This window comes from Nocardia sp. NPDC050713, from assembly GCF_040654315.1.
GTDB lineage: Bacteria > Actinomycetota > Actinomycetes > Mycobacteriales > Mycobacteriaceae > Nocardia.
Genome location: NZ_JBFAHS010000005.1, coordinates 259,876 through 276,802, shown reverse-complemented (window position 1 = coordinate 276,802; position 16,927 = coordinate 259,876). Strand labels below are relative to the sequence as shown.

At 69.8% G+C, this 16,927-nt stretch carries 15 protein-coding genes; 7 read left to right on the top strand and 8 right to left on the bottom strand.

Annotated features, from left to right (window positions below; all coding sequences use genetic code 11):
• Positions 1-6: 6 nt before the first annotated feature.
• Both fdxA and AB0H49_RS12750 read right to left on the bottom strand, forming a co-directional pair.
• Positions 7-327, bottom strand: a complete 321-nt coding sequence (gene fdxA, locus AB0H49_RS12755) for a ferredoxin (RefSeq protein WP_011211287.1) — start codon at positions 325-327, stop codon at positions 7-9.
• 233 nt (positions 328-560) lie between these two features.
• Positions 561-3,155: a bifunctional FO biosynthesis protein CofGH gene (locus AB0H49_RS12750; RefSeq protein WP_357250610.1), complete on the bottom strand. Its 2,595-nt coding sequence runs from the start codon at positions 3,153-3,155 to the stop codon at positions 561-563.
• A gap of 172 nt (positions 3,156-3,327) precedes the next feature.
• On the opposite strand from AB0H49_RS12750, the gene AB0H49_RS12745 reads away from it, so the two are divergent.
• From AB0H49_RS12745 to AB0H49_RS12735, 3 genes are all read left to right on the top strand, one after another.
• A complete protein-coding gene (locus AB0H49_RS12745; RefSeq protein ID WP_355001878.1) occupies positions 3,328-3,825 on the top strand; it encodes a PH domain-containing protein in 498 nt (165 codons plus the stop codon).
• 53 nt (positions 3,826-3,878) lie between these two features.
• On the top strand, positions 3,879-5,513 hold the full coding sequence (locus AB0H49_RS12740; RefSeq protein ID WP_357250994.1) for a PH domain-containing protein: 1,635 nt from the start codon (positions 3,879-3,881) through the stop codon (positions 5,511-5,513).
• Between the two features lie 177 nt (positions 5,514-5,690).
• Complete coding sequence (locus tag AB0H49_RS12735; protein ID WP_357250991.1) at positions 5,691-7,472, top strand: amino acid permease; 1,782 nt, start codon at positions 5,691-5,693, stop codon at positions 7,470-7,472.
• A 274-nt stretch (positions 7,473-7,746) separates the two neighbouring features.
• Here the strand turns inward: AB0H49_RS12735 and AB0H49_RS12730 are convergent, their stop codons facing one another.
• The 5 genes from AB0H49_RS12730 to typA all read right to left on the bottom strand — a co-directional run bounded on the left by AB0H49_RS12730 (position 7,747) and on the right by typA (position 13,135).
• Complete coding sequence (locus AB0H49_RS12730; RefSeq protein ID WP_357250607.1) at positions 7,747-8,229, bottom strand: hypothetical protein; 483 nt, start codon at positions 8,227-8,229, stop codon at positions 7,747-7,749.
• Positions 8,226-8,384: a hypothetical protein gene (locus AB0H49_RS12725; protein ID WP_097245437.1), complete on the bottom strand. Its 159-nt coding sequence runs from the start codon at positions 8,382-8,384 to the stop codon at positions 8,226-8,228. The genes AB0H49_RS12730 and AB0H49_RS12725 overlap by 4 nt, the downstream gene beginning before the upstream one ends.
• A 182-nt stretch (positions 8,385-8,566) precedes the next feature.
• Entirely contained in the window at positions 8,567-9,457 is an 891-nt protein-coding gene (gene mshB / locus AB0H49_RS12720) for an N-acetyl-1-D-myo-inositol-2-amino-2-deoxy-alpha-D-glucopyranoside deacetylase (protein ID WP_357250604.1), read from the bottom strand.
• Positions 9,454-11,199, bottom strand: a complete 1,746-nt coding sequence (locus tag AB0H49_RS12715) for an ABC transporter family substrate-binding protein (RefSeq protein WP_357250988.1) — start codon at positions 11,197-11,199, stop codon at positions 9,454-9,456. Before AB0H49_RS12715 ends, mshB begins: the two co-directional genes overlap by 4 nt.
• Before the next feature lie 37 nt (positions 11,200-11,236).
• Entirely contained in the window at positions 11,237-13,135 is a 1,899-nt protein-coding gene (gene typA / locus AB0H49_RS12710; protein WP_355001881.1) for a translational GTPase TypA, read from the bottom strand.
• A 230-nt stretch (positions 13,136-13,365) separates the two neighbouring features.
• On the opposite strand from typA, the gene AB0H49_RS12705 reads away from it, so the two are divergent.
• Together AB0H49_RS12705 and AB0H49_RS12700 are read left to right on the top strand one after the other, a co-directional pair.
• Positions 13,366-13,542, top strand: a complete 177-nt coding sequence (locus tag AB0H49_RS12705; protein WP_097244929.1) for a hypothetical protein — start codon at positions 13,366-13,368, stop codon at positions 13,540-13,542.
• A 49-nt stretch (positions 13,543-13,591) separates the two neighbouring features.
• Entirely contained in the window at positions 13,592-13,888 is a 297-nt protein-coding gene (locus AB0H49_RS12700) for a 4a-hydroxytetrahydrobiopterin dehydratase (RefSeq protein WP_355001882.1), read from the top strand.
• A 190-nt stretch (positions 13,889-14,078) separates the two neighbouring features.
• On the opposite strand, the gene AB0H49_RS12695 is transcribed toward AB0H49_RS12700, so the two are convergent.
• On the bottom strand, positions 14,079-15,341 hold the full coding sequence (locus AB0H49_RS12695) for a mannosyltransferase (RefSeq protein ID WP_355001883.1): 1,263 nt from the start codon (positions 15,339-15,341) through the stop codon (positions 14,079-14,081).
• 327 nt (positions 15,342-15,668) lie between these two features.
• Here AB0H49_RS12695 and AB0H49_RS12690 point away from each other — a divergent pair, with 327 nt between their 5' ends.
• On the top strand, positions 15,669-16,451 hold the full coding sequence (locus AB0H49_RS12690) for a hypothetical protein (protein ID WP_357250599.1): 783 nt from the start codon (positions 15,669-15,671) through the stop codon (positions 16,449-16,451).
• A gap of 117 nt (positions 16,452-16,568) precedes the next feature.
• Entirely contained in the window at positions 16,569-16,925 is a 357-nt protein-coding gene (locus AB0H49_RS12685) for a hypothetical protein (RefSeq protein WP_355001885.1), read from the top strand.
• Positions 16,926-16,927 lie beyond the last annotated feature (2 nt).

Genomic DNA, 16,927 nt, shown 5'->3' with positions numbered 1-16,927 from the left:
ACGGTCTCACTCGCCCATCGGTGGAAGTTCTTTGATGAACGGCGGGTCGTAGTCCACCTTGCCGACCTTGGTCGCGCCGCCCGGCGAGCCCAGCTCGTCGAAGAAGTCGACGTTGGCGTTCACGTACCCGCTCCACTGGTCCGGCGTGTCGTCTTCGTAGAAGATCGCCTCCACCGGGCACACCGGCTCACATGCACCACAGTCCACGCACTCGTCCGGATGGATGTACAGCATGCGACCACCCTCGTAGATGCAGTCCACGGGGCATTCCTCGATGCATGCCTTGTCCTTCACGTCAACGCACGGTTCAGCGATGATGTACGGCACTGCCGCTCTCCTAGTCTGTCCTCACCTGCGGGGATGGTCCGCCACGCGAAACCCTATCCCGACCACCCCACGTTACTACTGGTCAGCCTGCCCTAACTTCACCGGCTCCGCCCCCGGTCGCGGCCGGTGTGCCGAGCCTTCGCATCCGCACCGACGTCCAGTGGACGATGGTAATCGCCCATCGACCCTTCCGTCGCGCGAGTGCGAGTTTCGCACCCGCGCGCGGCGGGGGCCTACCGCACCGACAGCGACAACGTGTGCGGCTTGCGCTCCACCCGCCCGTAGGTCGTCGTGCGCTCCCGGGCCGGGCGGCCGATGCCGGTGGCGATCTCGGTGAGCTCGGCGACCGTCTTCGCGGAGCCGTGCTGGGAGCCGGCCATGCGGGAGATGGTCTCCTCCATCAGCGTGCCGCCGAGGTCGTTCGCGCCGCCGTTGAGCATCATCCTGGTGCCCGCCGTGCCGAGCTTGACCCAGCTGGTCTGGATGTTGTCGATCCGGCCGTGCAGCATGATCCGTGCCAGCGCGTGGGCGGCGCGGTTGTCGCGGATCGTCGGGCCGGGACGTGCCGCGCCCGCCAGGTACAGCGGCGCGCTCTGGTGCACGAAGGGCAGCAGCACGAATTCGGTGAAACCGCCTGTCTCGTCCTGGATTCCGCGGAGGACGCGCAGGTGGCCGACCCAGTGCTTCGGGTTGTCGACGTGTCCGTACATCATCGTCGAACTGGAGCGCAGCCCGACCTGATGCGCCGTGGTGATCACCTCGATCCACGCGGAGGTCGGAAGCTTGCCCTTGGTGAGCACCCAGCGCACCTCGTCGTCCAGGATCTCGGCGGCGGTGCCGGGAATGGTGTCGAGCCCGGCCTCCTTCAGCGCCACCAGCCAGTCGCGGATGCTCTGCCCGCCGCGCGAGGCCCCGTTGACGATCTCCATCGGGCTGAAGGCGTGCACGTGCATGGACGGCACCCGCTGCTTCACCGCGCGCACCAGGTCGGCGTAGCCGGTGACCGGCAGGTCCGGATCGATGCCGCCCTGCATGCAGACCTCGGTGGCGCCGTCGACGTGCGCCTCCCAGGCTCGGTCTGCGACCTCGTCGGTGCTCAGCGTGAACGCGTCGGCGTCGCCCTTGCGCTGGGCGAACGCGCAGAAGCGGCAGCCGGTGTAGCAGATGTTGGTGAAGTTGATGTTCCGGTTCACCACGTAGGTGACGTCGTCGCCGACGGTGTCGCGGCGCAGTTGGTCGGCCAGCGCCGTGACCGCCTCCAGATCGACGCCCTCGGCGGTGGCCAGCGCCAAGTAGTCGGCGTCGGACAGCGCCGCGGGATCGCGTTCGGCGGCGCGCAGCGCGGCGAGCACGTCCCCGTCGAGCCGTTCGGGGGCGGCCAGGTCGCGCGCCTGTTCGCGAATGGTGTCCCAGTCGCCGAAGGCGCCGACCACGTCCTGGCCCAGCGCGGAGTCGCTGCGGCTCTCGGTGTTGCGGCCCTCGGTGTCGATCGAGGTGTTCAGGTCGATCCGGCCCGCCGACTCCCACGATTCGTCCGGCTCCTGCCACGGCAGGCCGACCGGCAGCGCGTCCGGGTTCGCCAGTCCGGTCGCGGGATCGGTCAGCGCGGCCACGTGCGCGCCGATCCGCGGATCCACCCACGGGTTGCCCGCACGCACGTATTTGGGGTGCGCCGAAGTCCTTTCGACGAGCTGGTAGCCCGCCGCCTCGGTGATCTCGCGCAACGTGTCCAGATTCGGCCACGGCCGTTCGGGATTCACGTGATCCGGGGTCACCGGCGAGACGCCGCCCCAGTCATCGATGCCCGCGTCGATCAGCGCGAGGCATTCCTCCAGCGACACCAGGTTCGGCGGGGCCTGCACCGGCACGTCCGGGCCGAGCAGCAGGCGGGTCACCGCGATGGTCGCGCGGAACTCCTCCAGACCGGCGTCGGGCGCGTCGCGCATGGCGGTGTCGTCCTTGGCGCGGAAGTTCTGGATGATCACTTCCTGGATGTGTCCGAAAGCCTTGTGCTGCTTGCGGATCGCCATGATGGACTCGGCGCGCTCGGTCAGCGTCTCGCCGATGCCGACCAGGATGCCGGTGGTGTACGGCACCGAGAGCCGACCGGCGTCGGTGATGGCGCGCAGCCGGACCGCGGGGTCCTTGTCGGGGCTGCCGTAGTGGCACTCCCCCTTCTCGGTGAACAGCCGCGTCGAGGTGGTCTCCAGCATCATGCCCATGGACTGCGCCACCGGCTTGAGCCGCGCGATCTCCTCCCAGCTCATGACGCCGGGGTTGAGGTGCGGCAGCAGACCGGTCTCCTCCAGCACCATGATCGAGACGGCGCGCAGGTAGTCCAGCGTGGAGTCGTAGCCGCGCTCGTCGAGCCACTGGGCCGCTTCCGGCCAGCGCGCCTCGGGCCGGTCGCCGAGGGTGAACAGCGCCTCCTTGCATCCGAGCGCGGCGCCGCGGCGAGCGATGTCGAGCACCTCGTCGGGCTCCAGGAACATGCCCTTGCCCTCGGCCCGCAACTTGCCCGGCACGGTGACGAACGTGCAGTAATGACACTTGTCCCGACACAAGCGGGTCAGCGGAATGAACACGTTGCGCGAATAGGTGATGGTCTTCGACCTGCCCGCCGATTCCAGACCGGCGTCGCGCACCCGCGCCGCGCTGCGACACAACTCGACCAGGTCCTCGCCGCGCGCGTGCAGCAGCACGGCGGCCTCGTCCACGTTCAGTGTCACCCCGTCTCGGGCCCTGCGCAGCGCGCGGCGCATGGCCGACGGGCTGGGCGGGACTGGCGGGACGCTCGGTGTCGCTAGCTCGGTCACGCCCTCGATCATGCGCTACCCATCCTGGACTGTCTCCCTCCAGTGCTCGTGTGTGAGCGTAGTCAGCTCACCGCGACGGCGAGTTCCGCGAAGCCCGTCGTGAGCGTTCACAACCTCACCGCGCCTCACCGTTATTCCACCGGCGTGGCGCGGGGCGGTGAATGTTCGTGCAACCATGACAACCATGTCGCAGCCGCGCACGATCATGGCCGACCCGGCCTGGCGTCCAAGCCCCAAGGCGAAACTGCTGTGGACGGTGCAGGCGGGGCTGGCTTGGGTGCTGCCGTTCCTCGCGCTGCTCGTGTGGATGGCGGTGGACTCGGGCCACCGCGGCTTGCAGCTGACCGCGCTGGCGATCGGGCTGGTCTGCGCGGTGTTCAGCATCGCCGTCGTGCCGTGGTGGCGCTACGCCGTGCACCGGTGGGAGGTCACCGACGAGGCCGTGTACACCAGGGTCGGCTGGCTGGCCCAGGAGAGCCGGGTCGCGCCGATCTCGCGGGTACAGACGGTCGACACCGAACGCGGTCCGCTGGAGCGGCTGCTCGGCCTGGCGACGGTGACGGTCACCACCGCCTCGTCGGCGGGCGCGGTGCAGATCTCGGCGCTGGATCTGCCGGTCGCCGAACAGACCGTCACGCGGCTGACCGAGATCGCCGCGCGGCATCGCGGGGACGCGACGTGACCGAGCGCCTGCCCGCCGACGCCGGACCACCGTGGGCGCGCCTGGATCGGCGAATGCTGTTGGTGCATCCGGTCACCGAGGTGGTCAAGTTCATCCCGGTACTGATCGGTTCGATCATCCTCGGCACGAGCAGCGGCAATCCCGCCTGGAGCATCGTCCCGCTGGTGCTGATCGTCGGGTTCGCGCTGACCAGATGGTTCACCACGACCTACCGGGTCGGCCCGACACATGTCGAATTGCGCACCGGATTGTTGCAGCGCAGGGAGCTTTCGGTGCCGCGCAGCCGGATCCGGTCCGTCGACATCGAATCCGACCTGCTGCACCGAGCGCTCGGACTTTCCGTGGTGGTCATCGGCACCGGCCAGCAGGCCGACAGCGGTGAGAAGTTCAAACTGGACTCGCTCGACGCGCGGGTGGTACCCGCGTTGCGCGCGGAACTGCTCGCGCACACAGCCCGACCGGCACCGACCACTCCCGCCGTCGGCGTATCGGACGACACAGCGGCACAAGAACATTCGGCCGCGCGCGAGATCGGCCACTGGCGGCCGCAGTGGGTGCGGTACGCGCCACTCTCGCTCACCGGATTCGCCGTCATGGCGCCGATAGTGGGCGCGGCGTTCCAATACGGGTTGGGCCAGCGGCTGTTCGAATCCGACGCCGCGCACGACATCGGGGAAGGCACCGCCGTCGCCATCGCGCTCGTCGTGCTCGGCTTGTTCGCCGCGATCGTGCTCGTGGTCAGCCTGGCGGCCTGCACGCGGTACCTGACAACCTATTTCGGCCTCCGCGTCCTGCACAACGGCCGCACCCTGCACGTGCGCCACGGCCTGTTCACCACCAGACAGATCACCCTCGACCTGGCCCGGTTCCGCGGCGCCACGGTGAACGAGCCACTGCTGCTTCGTCTTTCGGGCGCAGCCGAACTCGAGGCGATCATGGTCGGAGAGAACCCGCGCCAGAAGATCCTCCCGCAAGCCCCGCGCGCCGCGGTCGAACGGACGTTGGGGGAGTTGCTGGATGGGGGCGCGAAGCCCGATCGCACGCCACCGAGCGCCGAGCCAGGTGCGGCCGCTGTCGGGCTGCCGCTTCCGAGTGGACCGGCGACGCCAGAGCTCCACGATGCTGCGGCGAGTCCAAGTGCCACCGGTGCGCCCGTTGCTCCTGCGCTGAGCACTGGCGACGCGTCGCGCCGCACTTCCGCGGGCGAACCCCTGGCGCAGATGTCCGCGCGGCTCACCCGCCACGGTCCCGCCGCGCGCCGTCGCCGCTACTTCCGGGCACTGTCGCCCGTCGTCCTGCTGACCTTCGCGGTGCTCGCCTTCGCCCTCGAAGGCCCGGTCCCGCCGTTGTGGTGGCTGCTGCCCGGCATTGCCGCGATCATCGCGATCGCCCTGGCCGAAGACCGCTACCGGGGCCTCGGCCACGTCGTCCTCCCCCGCACCGCCACCTCCCCCGCGTGGCTCATCACCCGTTCCGGAAGCCTCGACCGCGACCGCGACTGCCTCGAAGCCCCCGGCGTCATCGGCTGGACCGTCCGCCAATCCTTCTGGCAGCGCCGCGCCGGTCTGGCCACCGTCATCGCGGCCACCGCGGCGGGCAAGAAGCGCTACCTCGTCATCGACATTCCGATCGCCCAGACCTGGGCGCTCATCGAATCCGTCACTCCCGGCGCGCTCGGCTCCCGCTGAAACCTCGCCGCACGCGTCGCTGCCGAGGCGCGGCGTTCCAGAAGTTTGCGGCGCGGCCGATGAGGCACACCCCGGTGCGGGGACGTGTCGTTCGACGGTGGGCGCAAGGGTGCGGCGTTGAATGTGGGTGTGGTCGAGACCGTAGCGCGGGACGAGTCACGGATCGCCGATCGGCGGATGCGCCGGATGCAGCGCGGCGACGCCTACCGGCTCACCGCGTTCGGAGGTCTGGCGGCGTTGTCGCTGGACGCACTGTCCAGCGTCGCCTACGGGCCGGAGGCCATCGTCCTGGTGCTCGTCGCGGCGGGCGCGGCGGCGGTGCAGTGGACGTTCCCGGTCGCGCTGGCGATCGCGGCCCTGTTGCTGGTGCTCGTCCTGTCCTACCGCCAGGTGATCGCGGCGCACCCGGACGGCGGCGGGGCGTACGCGGTGGCGAAGAAGGATCTCGGCCGGGGGGCCAGCCTGTTGGCCGCGGCCAGTCTGGTGGTCGACTACGTGCTGACGGTCGCGGTCAGCCTTTCGGCGGGCGCGGCGAGCTTGGCCAGTGCGTTTCCCGCGTTGCGCGACCAGGAGCTGGCGGTCGCGCTCGCGGCTCTCACGCTCATCGCCGTGGTGAATCTGATCGGTGTCGCCGAATCCGCCAGGGTGCTGATGGCGCCGATGCTGCTGTTCGTCGGCTGCGTCCTCGGCGTGATCGCGGTCGGCCTGCTGCGCCCGGAGCCGGTGGCCGTGGTCGGCGACGCTCCCGGGCCACTGGTTCCGTACGAGGCGCTCGGAGTGTGGTTGCTGCTCAAGGCTTTCGCCGCGGGCTGTGCGGCGTTGACCGGTGTGGAGGCGATCGCTAACGCGGTGCCCTCGTTCCGCACGCCCGCCGTCCGGCGCGCCCAGCACACCGAGGTCGCGCTCGGCGTACTGCTGTGCGTCATGCTGCTGGGCCTGGCGCTCCTCATCCGCCTACATCACGTGGTGCCACGGGAAGGAGTGACGATCCTGGCCCAGCTCGCCGCGGGCGCGTTCGGCACGGGGTGGCCGTTCTACATTGTGAACGTGGCCGTCGCGATAACGCTCGGGTTGGCGGCCAACACCAGTTTCGGCGGACTGCCGGTGTTGCTCGCGCTGCTGGCCAAGGACCGCCGGATGCCCTCGCTGTTCACGCTGCGCTCCGAGCGGCCGGTCTTCCGATACGGCGTGACCGCCCTCGCCATCGCGGCGGGCGCGATTTTGATCGTGGTGGACGCCGAGACGCACGACCTGCTTCCTCTCTACGCGATCGGCGTCTTCATCGGATTCACCCTGAGCCAATGGGGACTCGTCCGGCACTGGAAGCGGCAGCGCGATCCGGGATGGGCGCCGCGCGCCGCGCTCAACGGATTCGGCGCGTCTCTCACCGCCGTCGCCGCCGTGGTGCTGCTCGGCGAGAAGTTCACCGAGGGCGCGTGGCTGCTGCTGGTGATCATCCCGCTGTTGATCACCTTGTTCGCGCGGACCGAGAACTACTACCGCACGGTGGCGGCGGAACTGCGCCTCGGCGAGATACCGGCGCGACCCCAAAAGGGCTCCGAGACAGCGGCTCTCGTCATCGTCCCGGTGGTGGCCGTCAGCGAGGCGACCGCTCGCGCCCTCGCCGCCGCCCTGCGCATGCGCGGCGAAATCGTCGCCGTCGCAGCGGAAATCGACCCGGCCGCCACCAAACGCCTGAGCGCGCGATGGAAGGAATGGGATCCGGGCGTCCCGCTCACCGTGCTGCCGTGCCCGCATCGCAGCCTGATCGCCACCCTCGTCGGCTATGTGCGCAAACAATCCGCCGCGGGCCGCGACGTCACCGTCCTCCTCGCCCACGTGGAAGCCCGGCACTGGTGGCACCGCCCCCTGCACAACCCGCGCGGCCCCGTCCTCGGCGCCGCCCTGCGCGCCCGCACCGACGCCGTCATCGCCACCCTCCCGATCCGCGTCGACTGAACCGACCCGCTGGCCGCGCCCACCCAGCGTCCTCATCGAGCCACCGCGCGCCCCGCAGCCCAGGCCATCACCACGAGGCGCGCAATGGTCTCTGCGACCTCGGCCCGTCGTCGCAGAGTCACAACACGCCCGCGGCCCTGCTGCGCGGCACACAATGGCTGCGGTCGTCGACCGTTCGGCTATCGACCACCGGGGTCCGCGGCCAGATGCATCGGGCCCGCCCGATCCGCGGCGTGCCTCGCGACCCATGCGAGGCGCGCGAAGGTCTGCGGAGTCAGTCGTGGGCGGGGCGGAGGTAGATGTAGGCCAGCGGTGGGACCAAACCGCAGAGGAGCAGGAGCAGGGTGGGCCAGTCGCTCAACAGCATGAGGTCGCCGCCCGGGCCCGCGAAGGTGCACGCCAGGAAGCCGAAGGTCCAGACGATGACCGGGAGCAACGCGACGCGGGTGCTGTCGGTGAGGGTGCGCATAGCCGCGATCAGCAGGACGTTCAAACCGGCGGCGAGCAGAGCCGTCACCGGTAGAGCGAACGTGCCCGAGCTCGCGACCGCGGCCAGCGGCGCGGCCACCAGGGTGGGCTCCTCGTCGGGCGGCAAATGCGAGGTGCCCAGGTACACCGGCAGATAGAGGACCTCGAAGGCGAGAGTGAACAACCCGCTCAGGGTGAGCACGGCCATCAGCGCCAGCCGCAGGGGTTCGGCGATCCACCCTCGATCATCGGTACGTGGCGCATCCACGCGCTTGTCGAGCGCCGTCACGGCACCGGCGGGTAGCCGAGGAGCGTCAGCAGGTGGCTCTGCATGTCGACGAAGGCGTACAGCACCGACATGTACAGCTCGTGCTGGTGCTCCGCGCCGGGGCGCAAGCTGTCCACGAAGGCCGAGATGGCGTTCTGGAGGTCCCAGTTGTACACGTCCAGGAGTCTATGCCCGGCGGCTCGGCTCGGATCACGCACCATCGACCGGGATGTTCGTGACCACCCGGAACTACCCCGTACAGCCGCGGCGAACCAGTCGTCGATCAGCGCCGGGACGATCAGCGCGATGGTCCAGCCGCCGACCGATCAGTCGAACACGGCCGGTGCGGACAGCGAATTCAAACAATCCCGGCAAACAGGTCGTGTTCGCGCCCATCCGGCCCGACCGGCCCGCGCGTGCCACGGACCAGCACGTAGTGCTCCTCGGGCAGCACCGGCTGGGCGATGTTGTTGGACAGCGCGAACTCTCGCCCCGAAGGCGCGACCGTCACCTGCGTCGCGTGCGCCCGCAACGCCGCCCGCTTGGCGGCCAACGCGTCCGACACCTCGACGGTGGTGGTGACGGTGTGACTCGGCACGCTCGCCAACTCCCCCGCCCCTGGCAGCCGCCACCCGCGCGGCAGCGCGCCGGGCAAGCCTTCGACGGTGCGGCGGGCCAGTGCCTCGGTGTGCAGCCGCAGCATGTCGGCGTCGGTCACCGTCCAATAGAACTTGGGCACGTCCCAGCCGCGCTCGGCCGCCGCCTCGACCGCGGCTGTGGCGACCTCGTGAGCCCGGATGTGATCGGGGTGGCCGTAGCCGCCGCGCGGGTCGTAGCCGATCACCACCCGCGGCCGCAGCTCGAGCAGAATCCCGACGAGCGCGTCCACCGCCTCGGCGCCGGAACTCACGAACGCCCTGGGGTGTTCGGCCGAGGGCGTCCCCGCCATGCCGGAATCCCGCCAGCGGCCCGCCCCGCCGAGGAAGCGCGGCGGCGCGGCGTCCAAAGCGGCCAGCGCCCTTGTCAATTCGAGAACGCGGTAGCCCCCGAGTTGATCGGCGTGCGCGGCGGTCAGCTGCGCCCACTGCTCGCCGATCACCTCGCCCTCCTCGCCGAGGGTGCAGGTCACCACGGTGACCGGAACGCCGCGGCGGCGGTAGTGCGCGATGGTGCCGCCGGTGGTGATGGATTCGTCGTCCGGGTGCGCGTGCACCAGCACGATGCCGCCGGGCCCGTCCGGTTTGGTCACGGGATCCTGCGCCACATCGAGGCATCACCGAAGATGCCCACCTGGATGGCCCCGCTCAGCGACGCGCCGTCCACCCGGGGACCCGCGGCGGCGACCACGTTGTCCTGCACGATCGGCAGCACGGTGGCAAGTCCCCACAGCGCGGGCTCGGCCTCGGCGAGCACCTTGGGCACGTCGATACCGCGCAGCGCGGCGTCGATCGCGGGTTGCAGCACAGGATCGCACACCCCGGACAGGTTGCTCGGCGCGCGCCGCGCCGCCTCGACCGCGGCCTGCGCTTCACCGTCCCCGAGACCGGGATCCGGTGGCAGGCAGCTGTAGCGGGACGCCAGCACGGTGGCCGGATCGGCGCCCGCGACCTCCCAGCCGACGATCGCGTCCACGCCGCCCTCGACCAGTTCCTTGCCGTACAGCTCGTCGGCGGCGAGGCTGCGGACGCTGGCATCGATTCCGGCGCTGCGCAATTGGTCGGCGGCGGTGCTGGCCACCGCGAGCGCGGTCGCGTCACCGGTCACCGCGCCGATCCGCAGCGCGAGGGTCTTGCCGTTCTTCGCGATCGGGCGCGGTTGCGGCGCGGGCGAGGTCGGCGAGATCACCGGCGGCGGCTCGGGTGCGCGCGCGAAACCCGCCTCGGCGAGCAGCGCGAACGCCTCGTCGGCGGTGGGTCGCGGCGGCGCGGTCGGCGCGTAACCGGGATCCGACGGCGTCAGGATCTGCGCGCGCACGGGTTCGACCCATCCGCCGGTCTGCGCGCCGACGGTGGCGAGCAGCGCGGGATCGAGCAGCGCGAGCAGCCCGCGCCGCACCCGCGGATCGGCGAGTTCGGTCGTGCGCCCGTTCAGGACGAATTGCAGTTCGCGCGACTGCGGCATGATCACGGTGCGCACCGAGGGGATCGCGGCCAGCTGCGCCTGGGTCGCGACGCCGCCGTGCACGAGCGCCATCTGCGCGTCACCGGTGCGCAGCGACTCGGCCAGCTGCGCGGGAGTTCCGCCGCGGCGCAACAGGATCTGATCCGGCGCGGCCGGGGTGCCCCAGTAGCGGTCGTTGCGTTCCAGCAGGATCTCGTCGCGACCGGGATCCACCGACTTGATCGCGAAGTTGCCGCCGGACACCGGGATTCCCTCCGCGAGTCCGTTGGCGAAACCACCCGGCTGATCCTTGATCAGATGCGAGGGAAGCAGATTCGCGAACAGTTCGCGCCACGCGGGGTACGGCTGAGTCAGCACCACGGTGACCGTCTTGCCGCCGCCGGAGGAGTTCACATCCGAGATCAACCGGTAGGCGGCGGAATCCGCGACACCGGGCTGCGTCAGCATCTGCTGCCACAGGAAGCGGAAGTCCTCGGCGGCGATGGGCGCTCCGTCGGACCAGTTGGCCTGGTTGCGCAGCGTGTAGGTGATGGTGAACGGCTCCTGGCTGGTGACCTCCGCGGCGGTCACCAGCGCGGTGTCCGGCACCCAGTCCGTGCCGCCCGGCACCGACGAACTCGGCACCGGACGGAACGGGCTCGGCAACACCATCGAACTCACCGCCGAGGTGGCGGGCGACTGATCGGAACGCAGGTGCGGGTTGAACCCGATACCGATGTCGTCGATCGCCACCACGACGGTGTTCTTGCCCGGCTTGGCGGGCGTCGTCTTCGGGCTGTCCGTGCTCTCGATGGGCGGGGGCGGGTTCGCGGTGCATCCGGCGAGCACCGTCGCGGAGGCCGCCAGCAGAACCGTCAGTGCGCGCAGCATCGCGCGTCGTCTTGCCCCCGAGCTCACGTTCGGCACTCTACAGCGCGGCCCGGTCCCGCGCCTTCCGCCTGGACAGCTCGCGGGCCCGCTCGTTCTGGCCGAGGATGACCTTGCGCACCCGGACCACCTCGGGGGTGACCTCGACGCACTCGTCGGCGGCGCAGAACTCCATCGCGCCTTCCAGGTCCAGCTGCAACGGCTTGGCCAGGGTCTCGATGACGTCGGCGGTGGAGCTGCGCATGTTGGTCAGCTTCTTCTCGCGGGTGACGTTGATGTCGAGATCCTCCGCGCGCGGGTTGATGCCCACCACGTGGCCCTCGTAGGTGTCCGCGCCCGGCTCGACGAAGAACTGGCCGCGGTCGGCGAGCTGGATCATCGCGAACGGCGTCACCGACCCCGCGCGGTCGGAGACCAGCGAACCGGTGTGGCGCGCCCGGATCTCGCCCGCCCACGGCGCGTAGCCGTGCGAGACGGCGTTGGCGATGCCGGTGCCGCGAGTCTCGGTCAGGAAGTCGGTGCGGAAGCCGATCAGGCCACGCGAGGGAACGATGAATTCCATCCGCACCCAGCCCGCGGCGTGGTTGTTCATCTGGACCATCTTGCCCTTGCGGGCGGCCAGCAGCTGGGTGATCGCGCCGAGGTACTCCTCGGGGCAGTCGATGGTCAGCTCTTCGTAGGGCTCGTGCACCTTGCCGTCGACCTGCTTGGTCACCACCTGCGGCTTGCCGACGGTCAGCTCGAAGCCCTCGCGGCGCATGGTCTCGACCAGGATGGCCAGCGCCAGCTCACCGCGGCCCTGCACCTCCCAGGCGTCCGGGCGGCCGATGTCGAGCACCCGCAGCGACACGTTGCCGACCAGCTCCTGGTCCAGGCGCGACTTCACCATGCGGGCGGTCAGCTTGTGGCCCTGCACCCGGCCGACCAGCGGCGAGGTGTTGGTGCCGATGGTGACCGAGATCGCGGGTTCGTCCACGGTGATGCGAGGCAGCGCGACCGGGTTGTCGATGTCGGCGAGGGTGTCGCCGATCATGATCTCCGGGATGCCCGCGATGGCGACGATGTCGCCCGCGACGGCCACCTCGCCGGGTTGACGCTCGACGCCGATGGTCTGGAGCAGCTCGGTGATCTTGACCTGCTTGACGCCGTCGGCGTGCATCCACGCCACGTTCTGGCCCTTGCGCAGCTCGCCGTTGTGCACGCGCACCAGCGCGAGGCGGCCGAGGAAGGCCGAGGCGTCGAGGTTGGTGACGTGCGCCTGCAGCGGCGCGGCGGCATCGCCCTTGGGCGCCGGGATGCACTCCATCAGCACGTCGAACAGCGCGTCGAGATTCTCCGCGTCGGGGGCGCTGCCGTTCTCGGGGCGCTCCTTGGAGGCCTTGCCCTCGCGACCGGAGGCGTAGAGCACCGGCAGGTCGAGTGCCAGCTCCGCGGCCTCGGCGGCGGCGTCGTCCAGGTCGGAGGCCAGATCGAGCAGCAGGTCGTGGCTCTCCTCGACGACCTCTTCGATGCGGGCGTCGGGACGGTCGGTCTTGTTGACGACCAGGATCACCGGCAGCGACGCGGCCAGCGCCTTGCGCAGCACGAACCGGGTCTGCGGCAACGGCCCCTCGGAGGCGTCCACCAGCAGCACGACGCCGTCCACCATGGACAGACCGCGCTCGACCTCACCGCCGAAGTCGGCGTGGCCGGGGGTGTCGATGACGTTGATGACGGTGACCGAACCGTCCGCGTTGTGCCGGTGCACCGCGGTGTTCTTGGCGAGAATGGTGATGCCCTTCTCGCGTTCCAGGTCGCCGGAGTCCATCACCCGGTCGACCGGTTCGGCCCGCTCGGCGAAGGCGCCCGACTGGCGCAGCATGGCGTCGACCAGCGTCGTCTTGCCGTGGTCGACGTGGGCCACGATGGCGACGTTGCGAAAATCGCGTGCAGACGACACGCCTGAATCCTCCTGCTGTTGGTGTTGGTGCCGACGGTGCTCGGTGTCCGGCGTGTGCGGGACCCTCCGTGGTTACGCAGGCTGCTGCCTCCGGGTCCTGACTCACACGCCGGGCCCCCTGCAAACAGGTGGAGAATGGAAACTCACCGGGCATCGCGGCCAGCTACACAGTACCGGCAACCGGGTGACCCCTCCGATTCAGGCGCTCGAGTAAGGGTATGCTAACCGTCGTGGGCAAGGTCAAAGCGAAGAAGGTTTCGAGTCTGAAACCGAAGAAGAAGTGCTGTCGTAAGAAGACGCGCTGCTTCAAATGCCCCGTTGTCATCATGCGGATGAAGAAGGCCGAGGCAGCGGGCCTGACCGGCAAGGATTTGAAGAAGGCGCTGAAACAGGCTCGCGCGGCCTGAGTTTCACCGATCCCGGTGCACCTCCGGCAAACGGGGGTACAACCGGCATATGAGCACTCCACTGCTATCCGAAGCCGAGATCGCGGACGCGCTGGCCGGACTGCCGAATTGGAGCCGGTCCGGCGACAACATCACCCGCACCATCAAGGCCGCCTCGTTTCCGGCGGGCATCGATCTGGTGCGCCGGGTCGCCGACGCGGCCGAGGCCGCGAACCATCACCCCGACATCGATATCCGGTGGCGAAATGTGACCTTCACGCTGTCCACCCATTCGGCGGGCGGACTCACCGCCCTGGATCTGGGCCTGGCCCGCGAGATCGATCTGCTCGCGTCGCAGTCCGACTAGCCGCGGGGACAGCCCCGCACCGAACGGTCCCCTGACCGCCGCGCACCCGGACAACCGCCGACCCGGGAGACGGCCGAACTACGCGCGCCGGACCACCGCCGCCGGGCTCACCTCCGATCGGCTGAGACCGGGCCACCGCTGCCCAGCTCACCCCGATCGCCCGCGCGCGCCGACCCCGGGCGGGGCCGGACTACGCCCGCGCGGAATCCTCCGCCACCATCTCGCTCGCCGCGGGCTCACCCGACCGCTCGCGCCGCGCACCCGACCAGATGATCCACGCGAACAGGACGAGCACGCCGAGCACATCCACCGCACCCAGCCAGGACAGCACGCCGGGCCGGGAGATCTCCCAGATCGTCGGCTGGGCGAACGACAGCACCCACGGCACGCCGATCAACATCGTCACCAGCCAATAACCGGCCAGGATTCGCGCGCCCGGCGATCGCCGCAGCGGACCGTAGACCAGCCACAGCACCGTGGGCAGCAGCCAGACCCAGTGGTGCGACCACGAGATCGGCGAGATCAGCAACCCGAACAGCTGCACCATCAGCAGCGTGCCCATCCGGTCGTCCGGTTCCAGCGCCCGCCAGGCGAAGAAGGCCAGCACCGCGAACGCGAGCACCGCCGCGATCCACACCGGGCCGGACTCCACGTCGTGACCGAGGATGCGGCTCAGCGTCCCGCGCAGCGACTGGTTCCACACCGAGCCGACCGGGCCGATCCGGTCCGCGTCACCGAGCAGCGTGCCGAAGTAGCGGGTCGCCTCGTGGTTGTTGATGAGGTAGCTGATGCCGACCGTCGCGCCGAACACCACCGCCGACCACAGCGCGGTCCCCCAGCGCCGCCGCGCGACGAAGTAGAGGCCGGTGATCGCGGGCGTCAGCTTGATGCCCGCGATGATGCCGACCAACCCGCCCGAGACCCACCATCGCGAACTGCGCACCGCGAGCATCGCGCCGAGCACCAGGAAGACGTTGACCTGTCCGTAGTCGATCGTGGTGCGGACGGGCTCGAGCCACACGCCGACCGTCGTCCAGCCGATCGCCGCCGCTCGCCAACCGGGTTCGCGCAGCCGTCGGGCGCCGACGATCAATTCCAGCGCGATCCAGACGACGCCGTACAGCGCCGCCACCGTGGCCAGCAGCCAGCCCACCGCGATCACCTTGAACGGCAGGAAATGCAACGGGAAGAAGACCAGCGCGGCGAACGGCGGATAGGTGAACGGCAGCGGGAAATCCGGGGTCTTCTCCGCGTAGGTGAAGTCGTAGAGCCGGTCGGTGAGCAGCGCCGCCGAACCGTCCACGTAGACGTGCAGGTCGACCAGGTTCATTCCGTTGGGCGACACCAGCATCCACAGCAGCCTGGCCAGAACGGATAGACCGAGCAGCAACACCGCCAGTCGCAGGTGGGCAGCGGCCGGACGCTGGTCCGACCGAGCGCTGTCTCGGTTCAAATCGCGGGCTTTCGGGTCGGGGGGCGGTCGCGAAAACGCGACCCGCCGGTGTCCGGTGTGTCGGCGACAAATGCCGAAGGCTGCGACTAGATTAACCGGAGCGCTGCTCTTCTCTGTGCACGCTATGCACAAGGGATAACATTTGCATCACCTTTCACAGTGGTAACGCCCCGCGGCGCTACGTTCCGATAACACTGATCGTCCACAGCACAACGTGATAACGACCACGGCTGTACAACTCGGTGGTCGTGTCCTTAGAGTGACCCCCGAAACAATGGGTTTTCCCCCGTTGACCCAGATGTACCCGAGGTAAGGACGGCTAGACCAGTGCTTCGCACCCGAGGATCGCGGATCGCATTGACCGCACTCGCCCTGGCGGCGAGCGCTTCGCTCGCCGCGCCGACCGCAATAGCGGCACCGGCGCCCGCCCACGCCGCGGTTTCGAACAGCGTTCCGATGGTGCCCGAGGGCGTCCCGGTGGACGCGATCGCCGCGCTCACCCCCGCCATCGTCGGCGCCATCGCAGGCCCGGCCGATATCGCCAACGGGCCGCAGTCCGCGATCCTCGATCAGGCGCGCATCCTGCTCAACACCCTGAATCTGCCGCCGCAGATCAAGTCGACCCTGGAACGGATCATCACGTTCCTCGACGGCAGCGGCGGCGGCGGTCCCGAACTGCCGCAGGACGGCCCCGTCATCGCGCAGTTCCTCTACCCGACCATCGGCAAGGGCTGCATCAGCCCGACCGCCGACTCGGTCGGCACCGCCCTAGCCGTGCCCGGCCCGGCCACGCTGCCCCCGCCCGGACCGGAGTCCGGCCAGACCGGCTTCGTGTTCACCGCGCTCGGCACCAAGGCGCCGACCGCGCAGCAGAACCCGCCGATGACCGTGCAGTGGCTGAACCTCGACACCCGGCAGTCCGGCGTGCAGGCGCTGACGGGCGAGTCGAAGATCAACCCGGACGGCCCCGCTACCCTGTCCGCCATCGTGAACACCGGCCGCGGCCGGATCGTCGCGGTGGTCGGCGGCTCGCTCACCACCCAGGCTCCCGACGCCGCACCGCGCACCTGCTCGTTCCTGCCGACGCTCGGTTTCTTCACCGTCGCTTGATGTTTCGAAGCCCGGCCGGTCGTACGCGACCGCCGGGCTTCGGCATGTCCGGCCGACACACCGCGGCAATCGCGGCGATAGTCCCCGGCCGGGTCCGGGGTGTGGTAGACCGAAGGCATGCCGACTGTCGAAGGAACGGTACGACCCCGCTCGATCCGGAGCAGGCGCTCACGCCGGTCGATCCTGTCCATCCGGTCCGAAGGCTCGATACTGTCCATCGGATCGGCCTATTCGATCCTGTCCATCGGCAGCGTCGGTTCGGTGCTCTCGGTCGGATCGGTCGGATCGTTCGCGTCCGTGATCTCCTCCGGCTCCTTCGCCAGCCTCGGCTCGGCGCTGTCGGGCCTGTCCCGCTGGTCGCTGCTGTCCTGGATGGGTGATCACGAGGCGCCGGAGACGCGGCCGAATCTGCGCGTGGTGCCCGACGACGAACCGGATCTGCGCGTCGCCCCGGTCTGCCACTGCCAGACCTAGGC

What these genes read in the sequence shown, in the direction of transcription:
- AB0H49_RS12700 (WP_355001882.1), top strand. Translation starts at nt 13,592, where the DNA reads ATGAGCACTCCACTGCTATCCGAAGCCGAGATCGCGGACGCGCTGGCC.
- AB0H49_RS12715 (WP_357250988.1), bottom strand. Translation starts at nt 11,199, where the DNA reads ATGCTGCGCGCACTGACGGTTCTGCTGGCGGCCTCCGCGACGGTGCTC.
- AB0H49_RS12735 (WP_357250991.1), top strand. Translation starts at nt 5,691, where the DNA reads ATGCGCCGGATGCAGCGCGGCGACGCCTACCGGCTCACCGCGTTCGGA.
- AB0H49_RS12740 (WP_357250994.1), top strand. Translation starts at nt 3,879, where the DNA reads ATGCTGTTGGTGCATCCGGTCACCGAGGTGGTCAAGTTCATCCCGGTA.
- AB0H49_RS12685 (WP_355001885.1), top strand. Translation starts at nt 16,569, where the DNA reads ATGCCGACTGTCGAAGGAACGGTACGACCCCGCTCGATCCGGAGCAGG.
- AB0H49_RS12750 (WP_357250610.1), bottom strand. Translation starts at nt 3,155, where the DNA reads ATGATCGAGGGCGTGACCGAGCTAGCGACACCGAGCGTCCCGCCAGTC.
- AB0H49_RS12745 (WP_355001878.1), top strand. Translation starts at nt 3,328, where the DNA reads ATGTCGCAGCCGCGCACGATCATGGCCGACCCGGCCTGGCGTCCAAGC.